The sequence below is a fragment of the Streptomyces sp. NPDC056160 genome, from assembly GCF_042268205.1.
Classification (GTDB): Bacteria; Actinomycetota; Actinomycetes; order Streptomycetales; family Streptomycetaceae; genus Streptomyces.
The window spans coordinates 1-17,993 of record NZ_JBHJUW010000093.1; the positions used below are offsets into that span (position 1 = coordinate 1).

General features: G+C 73.0%; 14 protein-coding genes. 3 read left to right on the forward strand and 11 right to left on the reverse strand.

The window, feature by feature from the left end:
• Positions 1-35: 35 nt before the first annotated feature.
• From ACFC02_RS28500 to ACFC02_RS28540, 9 genes are all read right to left on the reverse strand, one after another.
• A complete protein-coding gene (locus tag ACFC02_RS28500) occupies positions 36-1,388 on the reverse strand; it encodes a ThuA domain-containing protein (RefSeq protein ID WP_376363137.1) in 1,353 nt (450 codons plus the stop codon).
• An 11-nt stretch (positions 1,389-1,399) separates the two neighbouring features.
• Positions 1,400-3,928 (reverse strand): PQQ-dependent sugar dehydrogenase, encoded by a 2,529-nt coding sequence (locus tag ACFC02_RS28505; RefSeq protein WP_376363140.1) that lies wholly within the window; start codon positions 3,926-3,928, stop codon positions 1,400-1,402.
• Between the two features lie 79 nt (positions 3,929-4,007).
• Positions 4,008-5,006: a sugar phosphate isomerase/epimerase family protein gene (locus ACFC02_RS28510; protein ID WP_376363143.1), complete on the reverse strand. Its 999-nt coding sequence runs from the start codon at positions 5,004-5,006 to the stop codon at positions 4,008-4,010.
• Between the two features lie 13 nt (positions 5,007-5,019).
• Positions 5,020-6,222: a Gfo/Idh/MocA family protein gene (locus ACFC02_RS28515; RefSeq protein ID WP_376363145.1), complete on the reverse strand. Its 1,203-nt coding sequence runs from the start codon at positions 6,220-6,222 to the stop codon at positions 5,020-5,022.
• A gap of 109 nt (positions 6,223-6,331) precedes the next feature.
• Entirely contained in the window at positions 6,332-7,372 is a 1,041-nt protein-coding gene (locus tag ACFC02_RS28520; protein ID WP_376363148.1) for a substrate-binding domain-containing protein, read from the reverse strand.
• A 17-nt stretch (positions 7,373-7,389) separates the two neighbouring features.
• Complete coding sequence (locus ACFC02_RS28525) at positions 7,390-8,409, reverse strand: ABC transporter permease (protein WP_376363151.1); 1,020 nt, start codon at positions 8,407-8,409, stop codon at positions 7,390-7,392.
• Positions 8,406-9,944 (reverse strand): sugar ABC transporter ATP-binding protein, encoded by a 1,539-nt coding sequence (locus tag ACFC02_RS28530; protein WP_376363154.1) that lies wholly within the window; start codon positions 9,942-9,944, stop codon positions 8,406-8,408. The genes ACFC02_RS28525 and ACFC02_RS28530 overlap by 4 nt, the downstream gene beginning before the upstream one ends.
• 404 nt (positions 9,945-10,348) lie before the next feature.
• Complete coding sequence (locus ACFC02_RS28535) at positions 10,349-11,530, reverse strand: ROK family transcriptional regulator (RefSeq protein WP_360964523.1); 1,182 nt, start codon at positions 11,528-11,530, stop codon at positions 10,349-10,351.
• 434 nt (positions 11,531-11,964) lie between these two features.
• Positions 11,965-12,912, reverse strand: coding sequence for a beta-ketoacyl-ACP synthase III (locus tag ACFC02_RS28540; protein WP_376363158.1), 948 nt, complete (start codon positions 12,910-12,912; stop codon positions 11,965-11,967).
• Positions 12,913-13,210: 298 nt separating this feature from the next.
• On the opposite strand from ACFC02_RS28540, the gene fdhD reads away from it, so the two are divergent.
• On the forward strand, positions 13,211-14,098 hold the full coding sequence (gene fdhD / locus ACFC02_RS28545) for a formate dehydrogenase accessory sulfurtransferase FdhD (protein ID WP_376363161.1): 888 nt from the start codon (positions 13,211-13,213) through the stop codon (positions 14,096-14,098).
• A gap of 48 nt (positions 14,099-14,146) precedes the next feature.
• Here fdhD and ACFC02_RS28550 read toward each other — a convergent pair whose 3' ends face one another.
• Positions 14,147-14,590 carry a MarR family winged helix-turn-helix transcriptional regulator gene (locus ACFC02_RS28550; RefSeq protein ID WP_376363164.1) on the reverse strand — a complete coding sequence of 148 codons (444 nt, stop codon included), beginning with the start codon at positions 14,588-14,590 and terminating at the stop codon, positions 14,147-14,149.
• Between the two features lie 90 nt (positions 14,591-14,680).
• On the opposite strand from ACFC02_RS28550, the gene ACFC02_RS28555 reads away from it, so the two are divergent.
• On the forward strand, positions 14,681-15,598 hold the full coding sequence (locus ACFC02_RS28555; RefSeq protein WP_376363205.1) for a zinc-binding alcohol dehydrogenase family protein: 918 nt from the start codon (positions 14,681-14,683) through the stop codon (positions 15,596-15,598).
• 145 nt (positions 15,599-15,743) lie between these two features.
• Here the strand turns inward: ACFC02_RS28555 and ACFC02_RS28560 are convergent, their stop codons facing one another.
• A complete protein-coding gene (locus ACFC02_RS28560) occupies positions 15,744-16,802 on the reverse strand; it encodes a bile acid:sodium symporter family protein (protein WP_376363208.1) in 1,059 nt (352 codons plus the stop codon).
• A 209-nt stretch (positions 16,803-17,011) separates the two neighbouring features.
• On the opposite strand from ACFC02_RS28560, the gene ACFC02_RS28565 reads away from it, so the two are divergent.
• Complete coding sequence (locus ACFC02_RS28565; protein ID WP_376363167.1) at positions 17,012-17,875, forward strand: LysR substrate-binding domain-containing protein; 864 nt, start codon at positions 17,012-17,014, stop codon at positions 17,873-17,875.
• The last annotated feature ends 118 nt before the right edge of the window (positions 17,876-17,993 follow it).

Here is a 17,993-nt window from a genome sequence, read left to right on the forward strand (position 1 = left end):
CGGGAGGGGGTCCGGCGTCCCCCGCCCGCCGTCGTTCAGTGGCCGCGCGGCGCGTGGGCCGCGGGCAGTTCCCTGATCCGGATGTTCCGGAAGGACACCGGGTCGTCGGGTCCGTGGTTCTGGATGCCGATGTGTCCGTCGGCCAGGCTCCGGGCCGGATCGGTGTTGGTGAAGTCGTTGATCCTGACGCCGTTGAGGAACACCCGCAGGTGTTCGCCCTCGACGCGGATCTCGTACGTGTTCCACTCCCCCGGCGGGTTCAGCGCGCGGTCGCGCCGGGCCAGGTCGGCGGACTGGAAGCCGTAGACCGAGCCGGTGGTCTTCTCGGGTACGTCGGTGGCGTCGATCTGGATCTCGTAGCCGTTGTCCACCGCCGACCAGGGGTCGTCCGAGGGCGGGAAGCCCACGAACACACCGGAGTTGTCGTCGCCGGCCATCCTCCAGTCCAGCTTCAGCGAGTACGAGGAGAAGCCGGAGGCCGCGTACCAGAGCAGGCCCATGCCGCCGGCCGACGTCAGGGTGCCGTCGTCGTCCAGGGTGAAGGTGCCGGGGCCCGCCTGTTTCCAGCCGTCGAGGGAGGCGGCGGTGCCGTCGAAGAGCGGACGGTAGCCGTTCTCCGGGCGGCAGTCGGCCTGGGCCGCGCCGGTGGCGTACCGGATCCCGCCGAGCAGGTGGGCGCGGAAGGCCGGGTCGGCGTACGACTCCTTGGTGTGGCCGCCGCCGGTGTAGAAAGAGCGGCCGCCCCGGTAGCTCTGGCACCAGGCGATCGGGTGGTCGCCGTTCATGGTGGCGCCGGTGTACGACGACTCGTCCAGGGAGGCGAGGACGTGGACCTTTTCGCGCGGGTCGGAGCGGTAGTCGTACCACTCGTCGGTGCGGTTCCAGGTCCCGGGCAGGTGCGAGGTCGCCGGGTGGGCGCGGTCCTCGACGTTCACCCGGGCCGGCTGGATCGCCGGGTGGGACTTGAACCAGGCGCCGACGAGCCCGCCGTAGAACGCCCAGTCGTACTCGGTGTCGGCGCCGGCGTGGATGCCGACGTAGCCGCCGCCGTGGCGGATGTACTGCTCGAAGGCCTTCTGCTGCCGTGCGTCGAGCACGTCACCGGTCGTCGAAAGGAACACGACGGCCCGGTAGCGGCGCAGGTTGGCTGGGGTGAAGGCCCGCGCGTCCTCGGTGGCGTCGACGGCGAAGCCGCTTCGGCCGCCCAGTTCCCTGACGGCGGCGATCCCCTCGGGGATCGAGTCGTGCCGGAAGCCGGCGGTCTTCGAGAAGACCAGGATGCGTGCTCCGGCGTCGTCGGGGTGCGCGGAGGCCGGGGCGCATAGAGAGCCGAGCAGCAGGGCCGTGCCCGTGACGGCCGTGGCGAGCCGGCCGGTGGAGCGCTTCATGTGTCCTCCCTTCAGCCGGTGGTGAAGACGAAGTCGTCCACGTCGAAGAGGGCTCCGGTGCCGCCCTTGAAGACGAGGTAGAGGGTGGTGGTGCCCCTGGGGGCGCGGGACAGGGGGGCGCTGACGTCCTGGAAGGTCTCCCAGCCGCCGGTCACCGGCACGGTGGCCTTGCCGAGGAGGGTGCCCTTCGGGGAGCCGGCCCTGACCTCCAGGGTGCCGCCGGCGCCGCCGGAGGAGACCCGCGCGGTGATCTTCTGGGCGTTGCTCAGGACGTAGGGCGTGAAGGAGATCCAGTCGCCGTTGTCGATGTCGCCGACCGTCTTGCCGCCGTGGGCGCTCGCCTTGGCGACGACGGAGACGCCGGAGGAGTCGCTGAAGTGCTCGGCCTGCCGGTGGCGGGGCTGGGTGACATTGCGGTCGTGGGTGGTCAGCGGGGCCTGGCCGCCGCCTCCGTTGTCGGTGTACTGGGCGTCGAACACGCCGAAGATATTGGCGTTCTCGTCGTGGCCGCCGTCGGCGCTGGTCTGGATGGTGCCGGAGCAGCCCTGCGCGGAGGTCAGCGGGTGGCCGTGGGTGTCGTGGCCGAGGACGAAGGTGACGGTGACCTTGGAGCAGTCGATGGCCTTGCCGTCCTCGGGGTCGGTGACCTTCACCTTGAAGGGGACGGCGTCACCGAAGCTGAACAGCTGTCCGTCCTGGGGGAGTTGCAGTGTCACCTTGGGTGCGGTGTTGCCGACGACGACCTGCACGCTCGCGCTGCCGGTGCGGCCGGAGGGGTCCTCGGCGGTCAGGGTGGCGGTGTAGGTGCCGTTCTTCTTGTACTTGTGCGTGGGATTCGCCGTCGTGGCGGTGGCGCCGTCGCCGAAGTCCCAGCGGTAGGTGAGCGCGTCGCCGTCCTGGTCGCTGCTGCCCGCGGAGGAGAAGCCGACCTTCATGGGTGCCTGTCCCGAGGTGCGGTCGGCGGCTGCCTGGGCGACCGGGGAGTGGCCGTCGGTGGCGTTCTCGATGCGGTACAGGCCGGAGTTGTCGTCCCCGCCGAACCAGGAGGTGCCGTAGTCGAGGACGTACAGCGCGCCGTCGGGGCCGAAGGCCATGTCCATCACCTGGGTGCCGGTCCAGGGGACGGGGTTGATGGACTGCACGGTGCCCTTGTCGTCGCTGGCGATCCGCTTGATCCAGCGGCGGCCGAACTCACCGGCGAAGAAGTTCCCGTCGTAGGCCTCGGGGAACTTGACGGGCGAGTCGAGGGCGGGGTCGTAGTGGTAGACCGGGCCGCCCATCGGGGATTCGGAGCCGTCGCCGAACTCGGGCACGGACGGGCCGTCGTACGGGATCCAGGCGGGCTGGGCCGGGGGCAGGTCGGTCAGGCCGGTGTTGTGCGGGGAGGTGTTCTTCGGTGCGGCGCAGTCGAAGCTCGCGCCGGACGCCTTGGTCGCGAAGTCGTAGTCGACGTAGGCGTCGTTGGCACCGGTGCAGTACGGCCAGCCGAAGTTGCCGGGGCCGGTGACGCGGGCGAACTCGACCTGGCCGGCCGGGCCGCGCTTGGGGTCGGCCGCACCCGCGTCGGGGCCGTAGTCGCCGACGTAGAGGATGCCGGTCTTCTTGTCCACGCTGAAGCGGAACGGGTTGCGGAAGCCCATCGCGTAGATCTCGGGCCGGGTCTTGGCCGTACCCGGCGCGAAGAGGTTGCCGTCGGGGATCGAGTAGGAGCCGTCGGCGTCGACCTTGATGCGCAGGATCTTGCCGCGCAGGTCGTTGGTGTTGCCGGCCGAGCGCTGGGCGTCGAAGGCGGGGTTGCGGTCGGCGCGTTCGTCGAGGGGCGAGAAGCCGTCCGACTGGAACGGGTTGGAGTCGTCGCCGGTCGACAGGTACAGGTTGCCCGCCGCGTCGAAGTCGATGTCACCGCCGACGTGGCAGCAGATGCCGCGCGAGGTCTGGACGTCGAGGATCTTCTTCTCGCTGGCCGCGTCCAGGGTGCCGTCCGTCTTCAGGACGAAGCGGGAGAGCCGGTTGACGCCGTCGAAGGGGGCGAAGTCGGCGGCGGTGCCGGTCTCGGGGGCGTCGCCCGCGGGGGTGCTGAGCGGCGGCGCGTAGTAGAGGTACACGAACCGGTTGGCGGTGAAGTCCGGGTCGATGCCGACGCCTTGCAGGCCTTCCTCGTCGTGGGAGTACACGTCGAGCTTGCCGGCGACACGGGTGTTGCCCGCGGCGTCGGTGAGGCGGAGGGTGCCGTCGCGGGAGGTGTGCAGGACGGAGCGGTCGGGCAGGACGGCCAGCGACATGGGCTCGCCGACCTCGGCCGCGCCTTTGGCGAGGGCGACCTGCTGGAAGTCCTCGGCGGGTGCCTGCGCGGTGTTCTGGCCGGTCTTCCCGCCGGCGACGGCTGCGCCGGCCTGGGGTGTCGCGAGGGTCAGGGACGCGCCCGCGAGCAGCGCGCCCCCGAGCAGGGCGACCGCCTTGCGGAAGGACGGGCGCCGCCGTGCGGCGGTCGCGGGTCGGTCGGGGCGGGTGGTGCGGGTGGTGCGGTCGTTCCCGTGCACGGATGCCTCCATCGATGGGGCCGGTCGTACGGGTGGGTGCGTGCGCCGGGATGCGCCGTCATCCCGGAGGGGGAAGAGGTCAGTTGCCGAACGCCGCGTCGAAGGAGGCGGTCGGCGGCTCGAAGTCGTAGGCCTTGAGGCGGGTCAGGGCCTCTGGGGCGCCCTGGAGCCGGTCCATGCCGGCGTCCTCCCACTCGACGGAGACGGGTCCCGCGTACCCGATGGAGCGCAGCATCCGGAACACGTCCTCCCAGGGGACGGCGCCGTGCCCGGCCGACACGAAGTCCCAGCCGCGGCGCGGGTCGCCCCACGGCAGGTGGGAGCCGAGCCGGCCGTTGCGCCCGTCGAGCCGGGTGCGGGCCTCCTTGCAGTCGACGTGGTAGATCCGGTCGCGGAAGTCCCACAGGAAGCCGACCGGGTCGAGGTCCTGCCACACGAAGTGGGAGGGGTCGAAGTTCAGGCCGAAGGCGGGCCGGTGGCCTACGGCGTCCAGGGCGCGGTGGGTGGTCCAGTAGTCGTAGGCGATCTCGCTGGGATGGACCTCGTGGGCGAACCGCACGCCCTCGGCGTCGAAGACGTCCAGGATCGGGTTCCAGCGGGCGGCGAAGTCCTCGTAGCCGCGTTCGATCATCGACTCGGGGGCGGGCGGGAACATGGCGACGAGGTGCCAGATGGCGGAGCCCGTGAACCCGATGACGGTGTCGACGCCGAAGGCGGCGGCGGCCCGCGCGGTGTCCTTCATGCGCGTGGCGGCCCGCTGCCGTACGCCCTCCGGTTCCCCGTCGCCCCACACCGCGTCGGGCAGGATCGCCCGGTGGCGTTCGTCGATGATGGCGTCGCACACGGCCTGGCCGGCCAGGTGGTTGGAGACGGCCCAGCACTTCAGGCCGTACTTGTCGAGCAGGTCGTGCCGGGAGGCGAGGTAGGCGGGGTCGGTGAGGGCCTTGTCGACCTCGAAGTGGTCGCCCCAGCAGGCGAGTTCGAGGCCGTCGTAGCCGAAGTCGCGGGCGAGGCGGCAGACCTCCTCCAGGGGCAGGTCGGCCCACTGGCCGGTGAAGAGCGTGAACGGGCGCGGCATGTCGCTGGCCTCCTCAGACGGCTACGGGGGTGTAGACGGAGTTCTTGGCGGCGCTCTCCTCCACGGCGGCGAGCACCCGCTGCACCTGGAGCCCGTCGGCGAAGGACGGCTCGGCGCCGGTGCCCTCGGCGACGGCGTGGACGAGGTCGCGGGCCTGGTGGACGAAGGTGTGCTCGTAGCCGAGGCCGTGGCCCGGCGGCCACCAGGCCTCCAGGTAGGGGTGGCCGGGTTCGGTGACCAGGATGCGGCGGAATCCGGCGTGCTCACCGGGTTCGGTGCCGTCGTGGAACCACAGCTCGTTGAGCCGTTCCAGGTCGAAGGCGAGCGAGCCGCGCTCGCCGTTGAGTTCGATGCGCAGGGCGTTCTTGCGGCCGGTGGCGTAGCGGGTGGCCTCGAAGGAGGCGAGGGCGCCGGAGCCGAACCGGCCGGTGAACAGGGCGGCGTCGTCGACGGTGACCTGCCCCGTGGCGGGGGCGGTGGCGGGTGCGGTGCCGGCGGCGACGGGCAGCGGTCGTTCCCGTACGAAGGTCTCGGTGAGCGCGGACACGCCGACCAGGGTCTCGCCCGCCAGGTACTGCCCGAGGTCGACGATGTGCGCGCCCAGGTCGCCGAGCGAGCCGGATCCGGCGAGTTCCCGGCGCAGCCGCCAGGTCAGCGGGAAGCCGGGGTCGACGAGCCAGTCCTGGAGGTAGGTGACCCGGACGTGGCGCAGGGTGCCGAGCCTGCCCTGGGCGACCATCCGCCGGGCCAGTGCGGTGGCGGGGACGCGCCGGTAGTTGAAGCCGACCATGGCCACCTGGCCGCGGGCGCGGGCGGCTTCGGCGGCCCGGGTCATCTCCTCTGCCTCGGCGACCGTGTTCGCGAGCGGTTTCTCGCACAGGACGTGCTTGCCCGCGGCCAGCGCGGCCAGCGCAATCTCGGCGTGGCTGTCGCCCGGGGTGCAGATGTCGACGAGGTCGATGTCGTCGCGGGCGATCAGGGCCCGCCAGTCGGTCTCGGCGCGGGCCCAGCCGTACCGGTCGGCGGCGGCGCGCACGGCGACCGGGTCCCGGCCGCAGATCGCGGCGAGCACCGGGTGCCTGGGCAGGTCGAAGACGCGGCCCACGGTGCGCCAGCCCTGGGAGTGGGCGGCGCCCATGAAGGCGTAGCCGACCATGCCGATGCGCAGCGGCGGCTTCGCTCGTGCCGCGTCGTCTGACTGCTGCGGCTGTCCCATACGGAGGTCCTCCTCGTCGTCGTGCCACGGTGGGGGGTCGGTCGGTCCCGGCCCACCGGCGGTGCCGGAACCCGGTGAAGGGCGGCCGGCTGTGTGGAGTGCGGCCGGCTCAGCGGAAGCCGGTGGGCATGTACTGGTCGACGTTGGTCTTGTCGACGACGGCCGAGTAGAGCGTGATCGACGACGGGATCTCGTACTCGGCGAGGCCGCCGACGCCCTTGCCCTGGCCGAGGGCGCGGGCGAGGTCGATCGCCGAGGCGGCCATGGTCGGCGGGTAGAGGACGGTCGCCTTGAGGACCCCGCTGTCCTGCTTGATGGCCTGGAAGGCGGTGAGGGCGCCCGCGCCGCCGACCATCAGGAAGTCGTCGCGACCGGCCTGCTCGATGGCGCGCAGCGCGCCCACGCCCTGGTCGTCGTCGTGGTTCCACAGGGCATCGAACTTCGGCTGTGCCTGAAGCAGTTGGGCCATCTTGGCCTGGCCGGACTCGACGGTGAACTCGGCGGCCTGGCGGGCCACCTTCCTGATGTTCGGGTAGTTCTTGAGTGCGTCGTCGAAGCCCTGGCTGCGCTGCTTGGTCAGCTCCAGGTTGTCCAGGCCCGCGAGTTCGACGACGCGGGCGTCCGCCTTGCCCTTGAGTTTCTCGCCGATGTAGTGGCCGGCGTTGAGCCCCATGCCGTAGTTGTCGCCGCCGATCCAGCAGCGGTACGCCTGGGGGGTGTTGAAGACCCGGTCGAGGTTGACCACGGGGATGCCGGCGCGCATGGCCTTCAAGCCGGCCTGGGTGAGCGCCTTGCCGTCGGCGGGCAGCACCACCAGCACGTCGACCTTCTTGTTGATCAGCGTCTCGATCTGGCCGATCTGGGCCGCGGTGTCGTTGGAGCCCTCGGTGCTCTCCAGGCTGACGTCGGAGTACTTCCTGGCGCGGCTCCTGGCCTGGTCGTTGATGGCGTTGAGCCAGCCGTGGTCGGCCTGCGGGCCGGCGAAGCCGATGGTGACGTGCTTGCCCGGCTTGTCGTCGGCGGCCGGCCGGTCGCTGCCCGCGGTCTTCTCGTCCTTGGTCTCGTTGCTGGTGCAGCCGGTGAGGAGGGCACCGGTGGACACGGCGGCGGCTCCGAAGAGCAGCCCTCTGCGGCTCGTGAGTGGCGACATGGCGGTGAACCCTTTCCTCAGGTCGTGCTCGCGGTACGGCGCTGGACCAGCACGGCGGCGACGATGATCGCTCCCTTGGCGATCTGCTGGACGTCGCTCTGCAGGTTGTTCAGGGCGAAGATGTCGGTGATCGTGGTGAAGATCAGCACGCCGAGCACCGAGCCGGTGATGGTGCCGCGTCCGCCGCTGAGCAGCGTGCCGCCGATGATCGCGGCCGCGATGGCGTCCAGCTCGTAGAGGTTGCCGTTGGTGTTCTGGCCCGAGCCGGACAGGATGATCAGCAGGAAGGCGGCGATGCCGCAGCACAGCCCGGACAGCAGGTACAGGTAGAGCCGCTGGCGGCGGACGTCGATGCCGGCCAGCCTGGCCGCTTCCGGGTTGCCGCCGACGGCGATGGTGCGGCGGCCGAAGGTGGTCCGGTTGAGCACCAGCCAGCCGATGACCGTGACGGCCGCGAAGACCAGGACCAGCGGCGGGACGCCGAGCACGTAGGAGTCGCGTTCGCCGAGGTTGAGGATGCCGTCGACGGTGACGACCTGGGTGCGGCCGTCGGTGATCTGGAGGGCCAGGCCGCGCGCGGAGGCCAGCATGGCGAGGGTGGCGATGAAGGGGACCATGCCGCCGTAGGCGACGAGCACTCCGTTGACCAGGCCGCAGCCGAGGCCGACCAGGACGGCGGTGAGGAGGATGCCGCCGAAGCCGTACTCCTGGGTGGCGACCGTGGTCGCCCAGACCGAGGACAGGGCGACGATCGCGCCGACGGACAGGTCGATGCCGCCGGAGGTGATGACGAAGGTCATGCCGACGGTGACGACCCCGATGACGGAGGCCTGGGTGAGGACGAGCTGGAGGTTGCGGGTGTCGAGGAACTCGTCCGGTTTGGTGAGCCCGCCGATGAGGACGAGCACGGCCAGCACCCCGAGGAGGGAGAGGGTGCGGACGTCGGCGCGGGCCGGCAGGCCGCGCCAGGTGGGCGGACCGCTCGCGGTCGCCTGCTTGTCGGTGCCGCCCCGGGGCGGGGACACGTGCTGCGTCATGACGCCGGGCTCCCTTCACTGGCCACGGGGTGTGCGTCCATCACGAGGTCGAGTACGCGGTGCTCGTCGAGGTCGCGGGCGGGCGCGGTGTGCACGACGCGTCCCTCGCGCAGCACCAGGACCCGGTCGGCCAGGCCCAGCACCTCGGGGACCTCGCTGGAGACCAGCAGCACCGCCAGGCCTTCGTCGGCGAGCCGCCGTACGACCGCGTACAGTTCGGCGCGGGCGCCGACGTCGACGCCGCGGGTGGGTTCGTCCAGCAGCAGGACGCGGCAGCCGCGCAGCAGCCAGCGCGCCAGGACGGCCTTCTGCTGGTTTCCGCCGGAGAGGGTGCGCACGGGCACGGCCGGGTTGTCGGGCCGCAGTGACAGTTCGCGGGTGGCGGCGTGAGCGGCGCCGCGTTCGGCGCCGCGGTCGAGCCAGCCGCCGCGCGAGAAGCGGGCCAGCGAGGAGACCGACACGTTGCGGGTGACGGACTCCAGCATGAGCAGCGCCTGCGCCTTGCGCTCCTCGGGGGCGAGCCCGAGGCCCGCGCGGACCGCCGCGCGCACGCTGCCGGGCCGCACCGGCGCCCCGTCGACCAGGACCTGACCGGCCGTCGGCCTGCGGGCGCCGTAGACCGTCTCCAGGATCTCCGAGCGTCCGGACCCCACGAGTCCGGCGAGACCGACGATCTCCCCCGGCCGGACGGCCAGGTCGAGCGGCGCGAACTCACCGTCCCGGGCGAGCCCCCGCACCTCCAGGACCGGGTCGCCCTCGGGCGCGGTGCCCGGCCGTGGAGGGAAGACGTACTCGACGTCACGGCCGGTCATCAGCGCGACCACCTCGCTGGTCGGTGTGGTCCTCGCCGCGAGCCCGCCCGCGACCGCCCGGCCGTCCTTGAGGACGGTGACCCGGTCGCCGATGCGGCGGATCTCCTCCAGCCGGTGCGAGATGTAGACGACGGCGACGCCCTGCCCGGTGAGGGCGGCGACGACACGGAAGAGGTTGTCGACCTCCTCCGGGTCGAGCGCGGCGGACGGTTCGTCCATGACGATGAGCCGTACGTCGTGGGAGAGCGCCCGCGCCATGGACACGATCTGCTGCTGCGCGGCGGACAACTCCCCCACCGGGCGCGCCGGGTCGATCTCGGGGTGGCCGAGCCGTTCCAGCAGCCGGGCGGTCGCCGTGCGGGCCGCTCGTCCGCGCACGACGAAGCCGGCCGCCGTGGGCTCGTGGCCGAGGTGGACGTTCTCGGCGACGGACAGGTGCTCCACCAGGTCGAGTTCCTGGTAGATGGTGGCGATACCGAGGCGCATGGCGGCGATCGGCGAGCGCAGGACGACCGGCTCGCCGTGCCAGCGGATGGTTCCGGTGTCGGGCTGGTGGGCGCCGGCCAGCACCTTGATGAGGGTGGACTTGCCGGCTCCGTTCTGGCCGAGCAGGCAGTGCACTTCACCGGCCCTGACGTCGAGGTCGACGCCGTCGAGGGCCCGGACTCCGGGAAAGGACTTGGTGATGCCGGACATGCTGAGCAGGGGTGGTTCCGATGCCATGTGGGTTCCCCTCGGCGGGCGGGGCGCGGGCCGGTTGGAGGGCGGGAGTGGTGGAAGCGGGGAGATGCGGGAACAGTTGTGGAAGCGCTTGCTCGCTCGCGGGGGCGGGGCTGGGCCGTGGTGGCCGGGTGGGTCGGACGTGCCGTGGACGTGGGCGTGCGGGGCAGGGCGGTTTCGGGGTGAGCGCTTGCAGGGCAGGGCGGGCAGGGTGGGGCAGGCGCTGTGCTGGTGGTGCGTGTGCCGTGGGCGCGGCCTGTGCTGCGGCCGGTCTCAGTGGTACGCCGGGGTCGGTACGCCGGAGTGGTGTGCCGGGGTCGGTACGCCGGGGCGGTGTGCTCGGGTCGGTACGCCGGGGCGGTGTGCTCGGGTCGGTACGCCGGGGTGCTGCGCCGGTACGGCCGGGCCTACGCGGGTGAGAACAGGTGGTCGCTGATGAGGCGGGCCGCGCCGATGATGCCGGCGGTCGGCCCCAACTCCCCAAGGACGATGGGGAGGTTGCCGGTCGCCAGGGGCAGCGACTGGCGGTAGACCTGGGTACGGATCGCGGCGAGCAGGGTGTGGCCCAGGCCCGTGACCCCGCCGCCGATCACCACCAGACCGGGGTTGAAGAAGGAGACGAGCCCGGCGATGACCTGGCCCGTGCGGGTGCCGCCCTCCCGGATCAGGTCGAGCGAGGTGGCGTCGCCCGCCGACGCAGCTGCGGCGACGTCGACGGCGGTGAGGGTGCCGCCCGCGGCCAGCCGCGCCGCGAGTTCGGCGGACCGGCCCTGGGCGGCCGCCTCCAGGGCGTCCCGCGCGAGGGCCGCGCCGCTGAAGTGGGCCTCCAGGCAGCCCCGGTTGCCGCAGGCGCAGGGGCGGCCGTCGGGCACGGCCTGGATGTGGCCGATGTCGCCGGCGCTGCCCGTCGTTCCGCGGTGCACCTCACCGCCGGCGACGATGCCGCAGCCGATGCCGGTGCCGATCTTGACGCAGAGGAAGTCGCCCACGGAGCGTGCGACGCCCGCGTGCTGCTCCCCCATCGCCATGAGGTTCACGTCGTTGTCGACCATGACCGGGCAGCCGAGTTCCTGGCTGAGCGCCTCGCGCACCGGGAAACCGTCCCAGCCCGGCATGATCGGGGGCGCGACCGGGACACCCTCGGGGAAGCGGACGGGGCCCGGGACACCGATCCCGGCACCGTCGTACCCCTCGGCGAGCCCGGAGGCCCGGAGCTTCGCCGCCATGGCGAGGACCTGTTCGAAGACCGCGACCGGGCCTTCGCGCACGTCCATCGGCTGGTTGAGGTGGCCCAGCACCTCCAGTTCGGCGTTGGTGACCGCGACGTCGACGGAGGTGGCGCCGATGTCGACGCCCAGGAAGCGCAGGGTGGGCGCCAGCCGGACGTTGTGGGAACGCCGGCCGCCGCGTGAGGCGGCGAGACCGTCGGCGACGACCAGTCCCGTCTCCAGGAGCCGGTCCACCTCCACGGCCAGTTTCGACCGGGAGAGGTCGACCTGGTCGCCGAGTTGGGCGCGGGAGCTGGGGCCGGAGTCGCGCAGCAGCCTCAGCAGCCGGGCCTGGTGCGTGTTGGCGGGTCGAGCGGTCATGCGTCTCACGTGCCCCTCCCCGCCTCAATTCGGCCATTCGTTCCGGGCTTTCGAGGGGAACGTAGCAGTGACCGCCGAAGCTGGGAAGAAGCTGTGCACGAATTGCCGCCGACTTTCTCCTCTCACAGGACAAAGGGCGGCGGTACGGCGTCGGCGCGCGACTGCTGCCGCCGCCGGGGTGCGCTGGAGCTCAGCGCCACCCGCTCCAGGGGCGCGGCCTGCGGGTGTGCGCGGGACCCAGGACCGCCCGCTCTCGGGGCGCGACCTGCGGATGTGCGCGGCGTGCTCGCGCACCGGGCGGGTGGCGTGCTGCCCTTCGTGGCCGGCGATCGCGCCGAGGAGGTCACGGTGCTCGGCCCGGCGCGAGGGAACTCGGCGCCCGAGTCGCCTCCCGCGAGGGCCGGTCGGCCCCCGCCGCAGGGGCACCGGGTCACTCAGGGGCAGCGCACGACCTGACCGGCGTAGGAGAGGTTGCCGCCGAAACCGAACAGGAGCACCGGGTCGCCCGGCCGCACCTCGCCCCGCTCGACCAGCTTCGACAGGGCGAGCGGGATGCTCGCGGCCGAGGTGTTGCCGGACTCCACGACGTCGCGGGCGACCACGGCGTTGACCGCGCCGATCCGGCCGGCCAGGGGTTCGACGATGCGCAGGTTCGCCTGGTGCAGGACGACGGCGGCGAGGTCCTCGGGCGCGACACCGGCCCGCTCACAGGTCTGCCGGGCCAGCGGCGGCAGCTGCGTGGTGGCCCACCGGTAGACGCTCTGCCCCTCCTGCGCGAACCGCGGGGGCGTGCCCTCGATCCGTACCGCGTGGCCCATCTCCGGCACCGAACCCCACAGCACCGGGCCGATGCCGGCGCTCTCGCCGGGCGCGCAGGCCTCGACCACGGCCGCGCCCGCCCCGTCGCCGACCAGGACGCAGGTCGACCGGTCGCTCCAGTCGGTCACGTCGGTCATCTTGTCGGCGCCGACGACCAGGGCGCGGGTCGCGGCTCCGGCGCGCACGGTGTGGTCGGCGGTGGCCAGGGCGTGGGTGAAGCCGGCGCACACGACGTTGACGTCCATCGCGGCCGGCCGCGGGACACCGAGGCGGGCCGCGACGCGGGCTGCGGTGTTGGGGGAACGGTCCACGGCCGTGGAGGTGGCGACCAGGACCAGATCGATGTCGGCCGGTGCGAGACCGGCCGCCGCGAGCGCCTTGGCGGCGGCGTGCGCGGCGAGCTCGTCGACCGGCTCGTCGGGCGCGGCGACGTGCCGGGTGCGGATGCCCACGCGGCTCCTGATCCACACGTCGCTGGTGTCGACCAGGGCGGCCAGGTCCTCGTTGGTGAGCACCTTGGCGGGCTGGTAGTGGCCGACGGCGGCGATGCGCGAGCCGTTCATGGGGGGTCCCCCTCGTTGCCGTGGGTTGCGGAGGGACCAGTCTCATCAGTGACCCGCGGGTAGGAGGGCAGGCGATGCCACAGGAAACGCGGGCCGGGCTTGTCGGCTTCCGTCAGGCACGCGTTCCGTCAGGCACGCGGCGGGGCTGTCGGGGCCCGGGTGCCTGGCCGGAGTCGCGTGCAGGACAATGAGACCGTCGGGGCCACCGCGCCGGACGGCGGCCCCGGTGGCGCGCGGCACCCTTCGCGACAAGGGCCGTTTCGGCCACAGCACGTACAGAACCGGGACTGATCAGGACATGGGACGAGTCACGGAACGACGCAAGGTGCTCCGCATCCGGGACGGGGCGGTCTCCTCGCGCCCGGACACGCTGGTGGCCGAGGAACCGCTGGAGATCCGGCTCGACGGCAGGCCGCTGGCCATCACCATGCGCACCCCGGGCGACGACTTCGCGCTGGCCGCCGGCTTCCTGGTCAGCGAAGGGGTGCTCGGCGCGGCGTCGGACCTGGTGAACATCGTGTACTGCGCGGGGGCGACAGGTGGGGGCGCCTCCCTGCCCGAGGGAAGCCGGGAGCTCGGGGCAGGCTCCAACACGTACAACGTGGTGGACGTGCGGACCGCGCCGGACGTCGTCCTGCCCGACATCACCCTCGAGCGCAACGTCTACACCACGTCCTCCTGCGGCCTGTGCGGCAAGGCCAGTCTCGACGCGGTCCGTACGACGGCCCGCTGGCCGATCGCCGACGAACCCCCGGTGCGCGTCACCCCCGGTCTCCTCACCGGCCTGCCCGACCGGCTGCGCGCGGCCCAGCGGGTCTTCGACCGTACCGGCGGGCTGCACGCGGCGGCCCTGTTCACCGACGACGGGGAGCTGCTGGACATACGGGAGGACGTGGGCCGGCACAACGCGGTCGACAAGCTGGTCGGCCGCGCCCTTCAGAACGACGCCCTGCCCCTGTCCCGCACGATCCTGCTGGTGTCCGGCCGGGCCTCCTTCGAGCTGGCCCAGAAGGCCGTGATGGCGGGCATCCCGATGCTGGCGGCGGTCTCGGCACCGTCGTCACTGGCCGTCGACCTGGCCAAGGAAACGGGCCTGACGCTGGTGGGGTTCCTGCGGGGCGCCTCGATGAACGTCTACGCGGGCGAGGAGCGCATCGCCCTGCGGGCCCCGGCGGGGCAGGGCTGACCCGCGCACCGGGACTGCCGGCGGGCAGCCCCGCCGGCGCCGCCCGCCTCACTCACGCGTGCCCGACACCCGTACCAGCAGGTCCATGAAGACGTCGCGTTCCTCGGCGGACAGCGGCGCCAGCAGGGTCGCGTTGGCCGCGCGGGCCGCCTGTTCGCAGCGCGCCAGCAGACGGGCGCCCTCGGCGGTGAGGGAGACCGCGTTCTTGCGCCGGTCGGTGGGGTCGGGCTCGCGCACGACGTGACCGGCGGCCTGGAGGTCGTTGAGGACGCCGACCAGGTCCTTGGGGTCGAGCCCCACCCCGCGGCCGAGGTCGGCCTGGGCGACGGGGGCGAGGTCGCGGACGGCGGAGAGCACCACGTGGTGCCACATCTTCAGCCCCTCCGCCGCGAGCGCGCCGGCGACCAGGGCCCTTCCCCTGGCGGCGGCCCGGCCGAGGAGCCAGCTGGGCAGGGAACGGATCTCGGCGAGGGGAGCTTCGGCTTCACGCATGGCGGCAGCCTAGCCAAAAAACCGTTGGACTCCCCCACGAACGAGGAGATACCGTTGGCACTCCCAACGAACTCCTCTCCTGGAGGTGCGATGCGCCGCGTGCGGTACCGGTCGGCCGGTGGCCCCCTGTTCGTCGAAGAGACACCCGTGCCCGAGCCGGGCCCCGGCGAACTCCTCCTGCGCTGTGCGGCCGTCGGCGTCACGCTCCCCGTCGTCCGCAAGGTCACGGAGGCGGCCCAGCCGATCCCGCTGGGCGGGGAGGTCGCCGGCGAGGTGACGGCCGTCGGCGCGGACGTCACCCGTTTCCGGCCCGGCGACCGGGTGACCGGGCTGTGCTTCGGGCACGGGTACGCCGACTTCGCGCCGCTGCGCGAGGCCATGGCCTCCCCCGTCCCCGCCGGTGCCTCCTTCGTCGAGGCGGTCGCCCTGGTCCGCAGCGGCCTCGTCGCCCTCGGCGCCCTGGCGGCGGCCCGGCCGGAGCGGGGCGAGTCGGTGCTCGTGACGGCGGCGGCCGGCGGCGTGGGGCACCTCGCGGTGCAGCTCGCCCGGGTGCGGGGCGCGGCCCGCGTCGTGGGCGCCGTCTCCGACCCGGCCAAGGCGGACTTCGTCCGCTCGCTCGGGGCCGACGAGGTGATCGTCTACGGCGACGACGACTGGGGCGACCCGGTCGACTGCGTCCTCGACGCGGTCGGCGGAGACCTCCTCGCCCCGGCGGTCGCCGCGCTCGCCCCGGGCGGACGGCTGGTGGCGTACAGCTCGGGCGGCGGGACGATACGGGCGTACGACCTGCTCGTCGGTGCCCGGTCGGTGATCGGCTTCCAGATGGCGCGGATCGCCCGAGAGATGCCCGAGCGGTACGAGCGGTGGCGGCAGGAGCTTTGGCGGCTGTTCGAACAGGGGCTGGTACGGCCCGCTGTGCACGCCGAGTTCGCGCTGGAGGAGGCTGCGAAGGCGCACGAGGCGATCGAGTCGCACGGCAACCTGGGCAAGGTGGTGCTGCGGCCCTGACCGGCCCCGCCACCCGGCCCGGACCCGCCCTGCCCGGATCTGCCCGGCCCGGCCCGGATCTGCCCGGCCCGGCCCGGATCTGCGCCGCCCCGCACGGATCTGCGCCGCCCCGCTGCGGCGCCGGGCGAGGCAGCCGGGCCGTGCGTCACCGCGTACGGGACGCCGTACCGACTCCGGTGGGCGCCGCGTCCGACTCCCGCGCCGACGACCCCTCCGCGTCCGGCTCCCGCTCCTGGGGTCCCCGCCCCTCCGTCTCCCCCGCCTCCGGATCGCGCGACCTGCGCTTGGCGATCACCGCGCACACCATGAGCTGCATCTGGTGGAAGAGCATCAGCGGCAGCACGGCCAGCGAGGCGTGGGCGCCGAACAGGACGCTCGCCATCGGCAGCCCGGAGGCGAGGGACTTCTTCGACCCGGCGAACTGGATCGCGATGCGGTCCTGCCGACCGAAGCGCAGCGCCCTGGCCCCGTACCAGGTCAGCGCGAGCATCACGGCGAGCAGCACGGCCTCCACGAGGAGCAGGGCGCCGAGCCGCAGCGGGCTGACCTGGTGCCAGATGCCCCGGACCATGCCCTCGCTGAACGCGGTGTAGACGACGAGCAGGATCGAGCCGCGGTCGACGAGCCCGAGCACCTTCTTGTGCCGGGCCACGAAGCCCCCGATCCAGCGGCGCAGCAGTTGTCCCGCGACGAACGGCACGAGCAGTTGCAGCACGATCGTGACCAGGGAGTGCGCCGAGAAGCCGCCGCCGCCGCCGCCGAGCAGGGCCGCGGCGAGCAGCGGGGTGAGGACGATCCCGACCAGCGAGGAGAAGGAACCCGCGCAGATCGCGGCGGGCACGTTGCCGCGGGCGATGGAGGTGAAGGCGATCGACGACTGGATGGTCGAGGGGACGAGGGTGAGGAAGAGCAGGCCCTGGTAGAGCGGCTGGTCCAGCAGCATCGGCACCAGGCCGCGGGCGGCGAGGCCGAGCAGTGGGAAGACCACGAAGGTGCAGGCCAGGACGGTGACGTGCAGCCGCCAGTGCTTGAGGCCGTCCAGCGCCTCCCGGGTGGACAGGCGGGCGCCGTAGAGGAAGAACAGGAAGGCGATCGCGGCGGTGGAGGCGCCGGAGGCCACAGGGGCGGCCGCGCCGCGGGCCGGCAGGAGCGCGGCCAGGCCCACCGTGGCCAGCAGCAGCACGATGTACGGGTCGATCGGCATCCGACTCGGCGGGCGCAGGCGTTTCACGGTGCTCCACTTGCTCGTCACTCGGGCGTGGCGGGGCGGGGACCGTGCGGTCCCCGGCGGGAGCCCACGGGTCCCCGCTCCCTCGTCTCGGCTCCATCGTTCCGCCGGCGGCTGCGATCGGGAAACGGGGTTAACGCTCTGACTGTCATCACGTTGCGCGATGAGCGGGTTAACCTGGGTCCGTGTACGACCCCGCTCACCTGCGCACCTTCCTCGCCGTCTCGCAGACGCTCAGCTTCACCGGCGCGGCCCGGCGGCTCGGGCTGCGCCAGTCGACCGTCAGCCAGCACGTGCGCCGGCTGGAGGACGCGACCGGCCGGCTGCTGTTCACCCGCGACACCCACTCGGTCGAGCTGACCGAGGACGGTGAGGCGATGCTCGGCTTCGCCCGCCGGATCCTGGAGGTGCACGAGCAGGCGACGGCGTTCTTCACCGGCACGCGGGTGCGCGGCAGGCTCCGGTTCGGCGCGTCGGAGGACTTCGTGCTGACCCGGCTGCCGGAGATCCTTGAGGGCTTCCGCTACGACCATCCCGAGGTCGACCTGGAACTGACGGTGGAGCTGTCGGGCACCCTGCACGAGCAGCTGGCCGCCGGGAAACTGGACCTGGTGCTGGCCAAGCGGCGGCCCCAGGACCCGAGCGGGGAACCGGTCTGGCAGGACCGGCTGGTGTGGATCGGGGCGGAACGGCTGCGGCTGGACCCCGACCGGCCGGTGCCCCTGATCGTCTACCCGCCGCCGGGCATCACCCGGGCGCTCGCCTTCGAGGCCCTGGAACGGCAGGGCCGCCCGTGGCGCGTGGCGTGCACCAGCGGCAGCCTCAACGGGCTGATCGCCGCCGCCCGCGCGGGCCTCGGTGTGATGGCGCACTCGCGCGGGCTGATCCCGCCCGGCCTGGTCCGCGTTCCGGAGCGGGCCGGACTGCCGGAGCTGGGCCGGGTGGACTTCGTCCTGGTCCACGGCCGGCACCGCCCCTCGGCCCGGCACGCGGCCGACGCGCTGGCCAAGGCGATCCTCACGGGCGGCGAACGACTGCACCGCCGCTGACCCGGGGTGCTGGTGGCGGCGCCGGTCCGGACACCGCGTGGACGGCGGTCGGCAGCGGGCGCGGAGGCGGGCGGACGCGAAGGCGGGCGCGAAGGCAGGCGGACACGGAGGCGGGCGC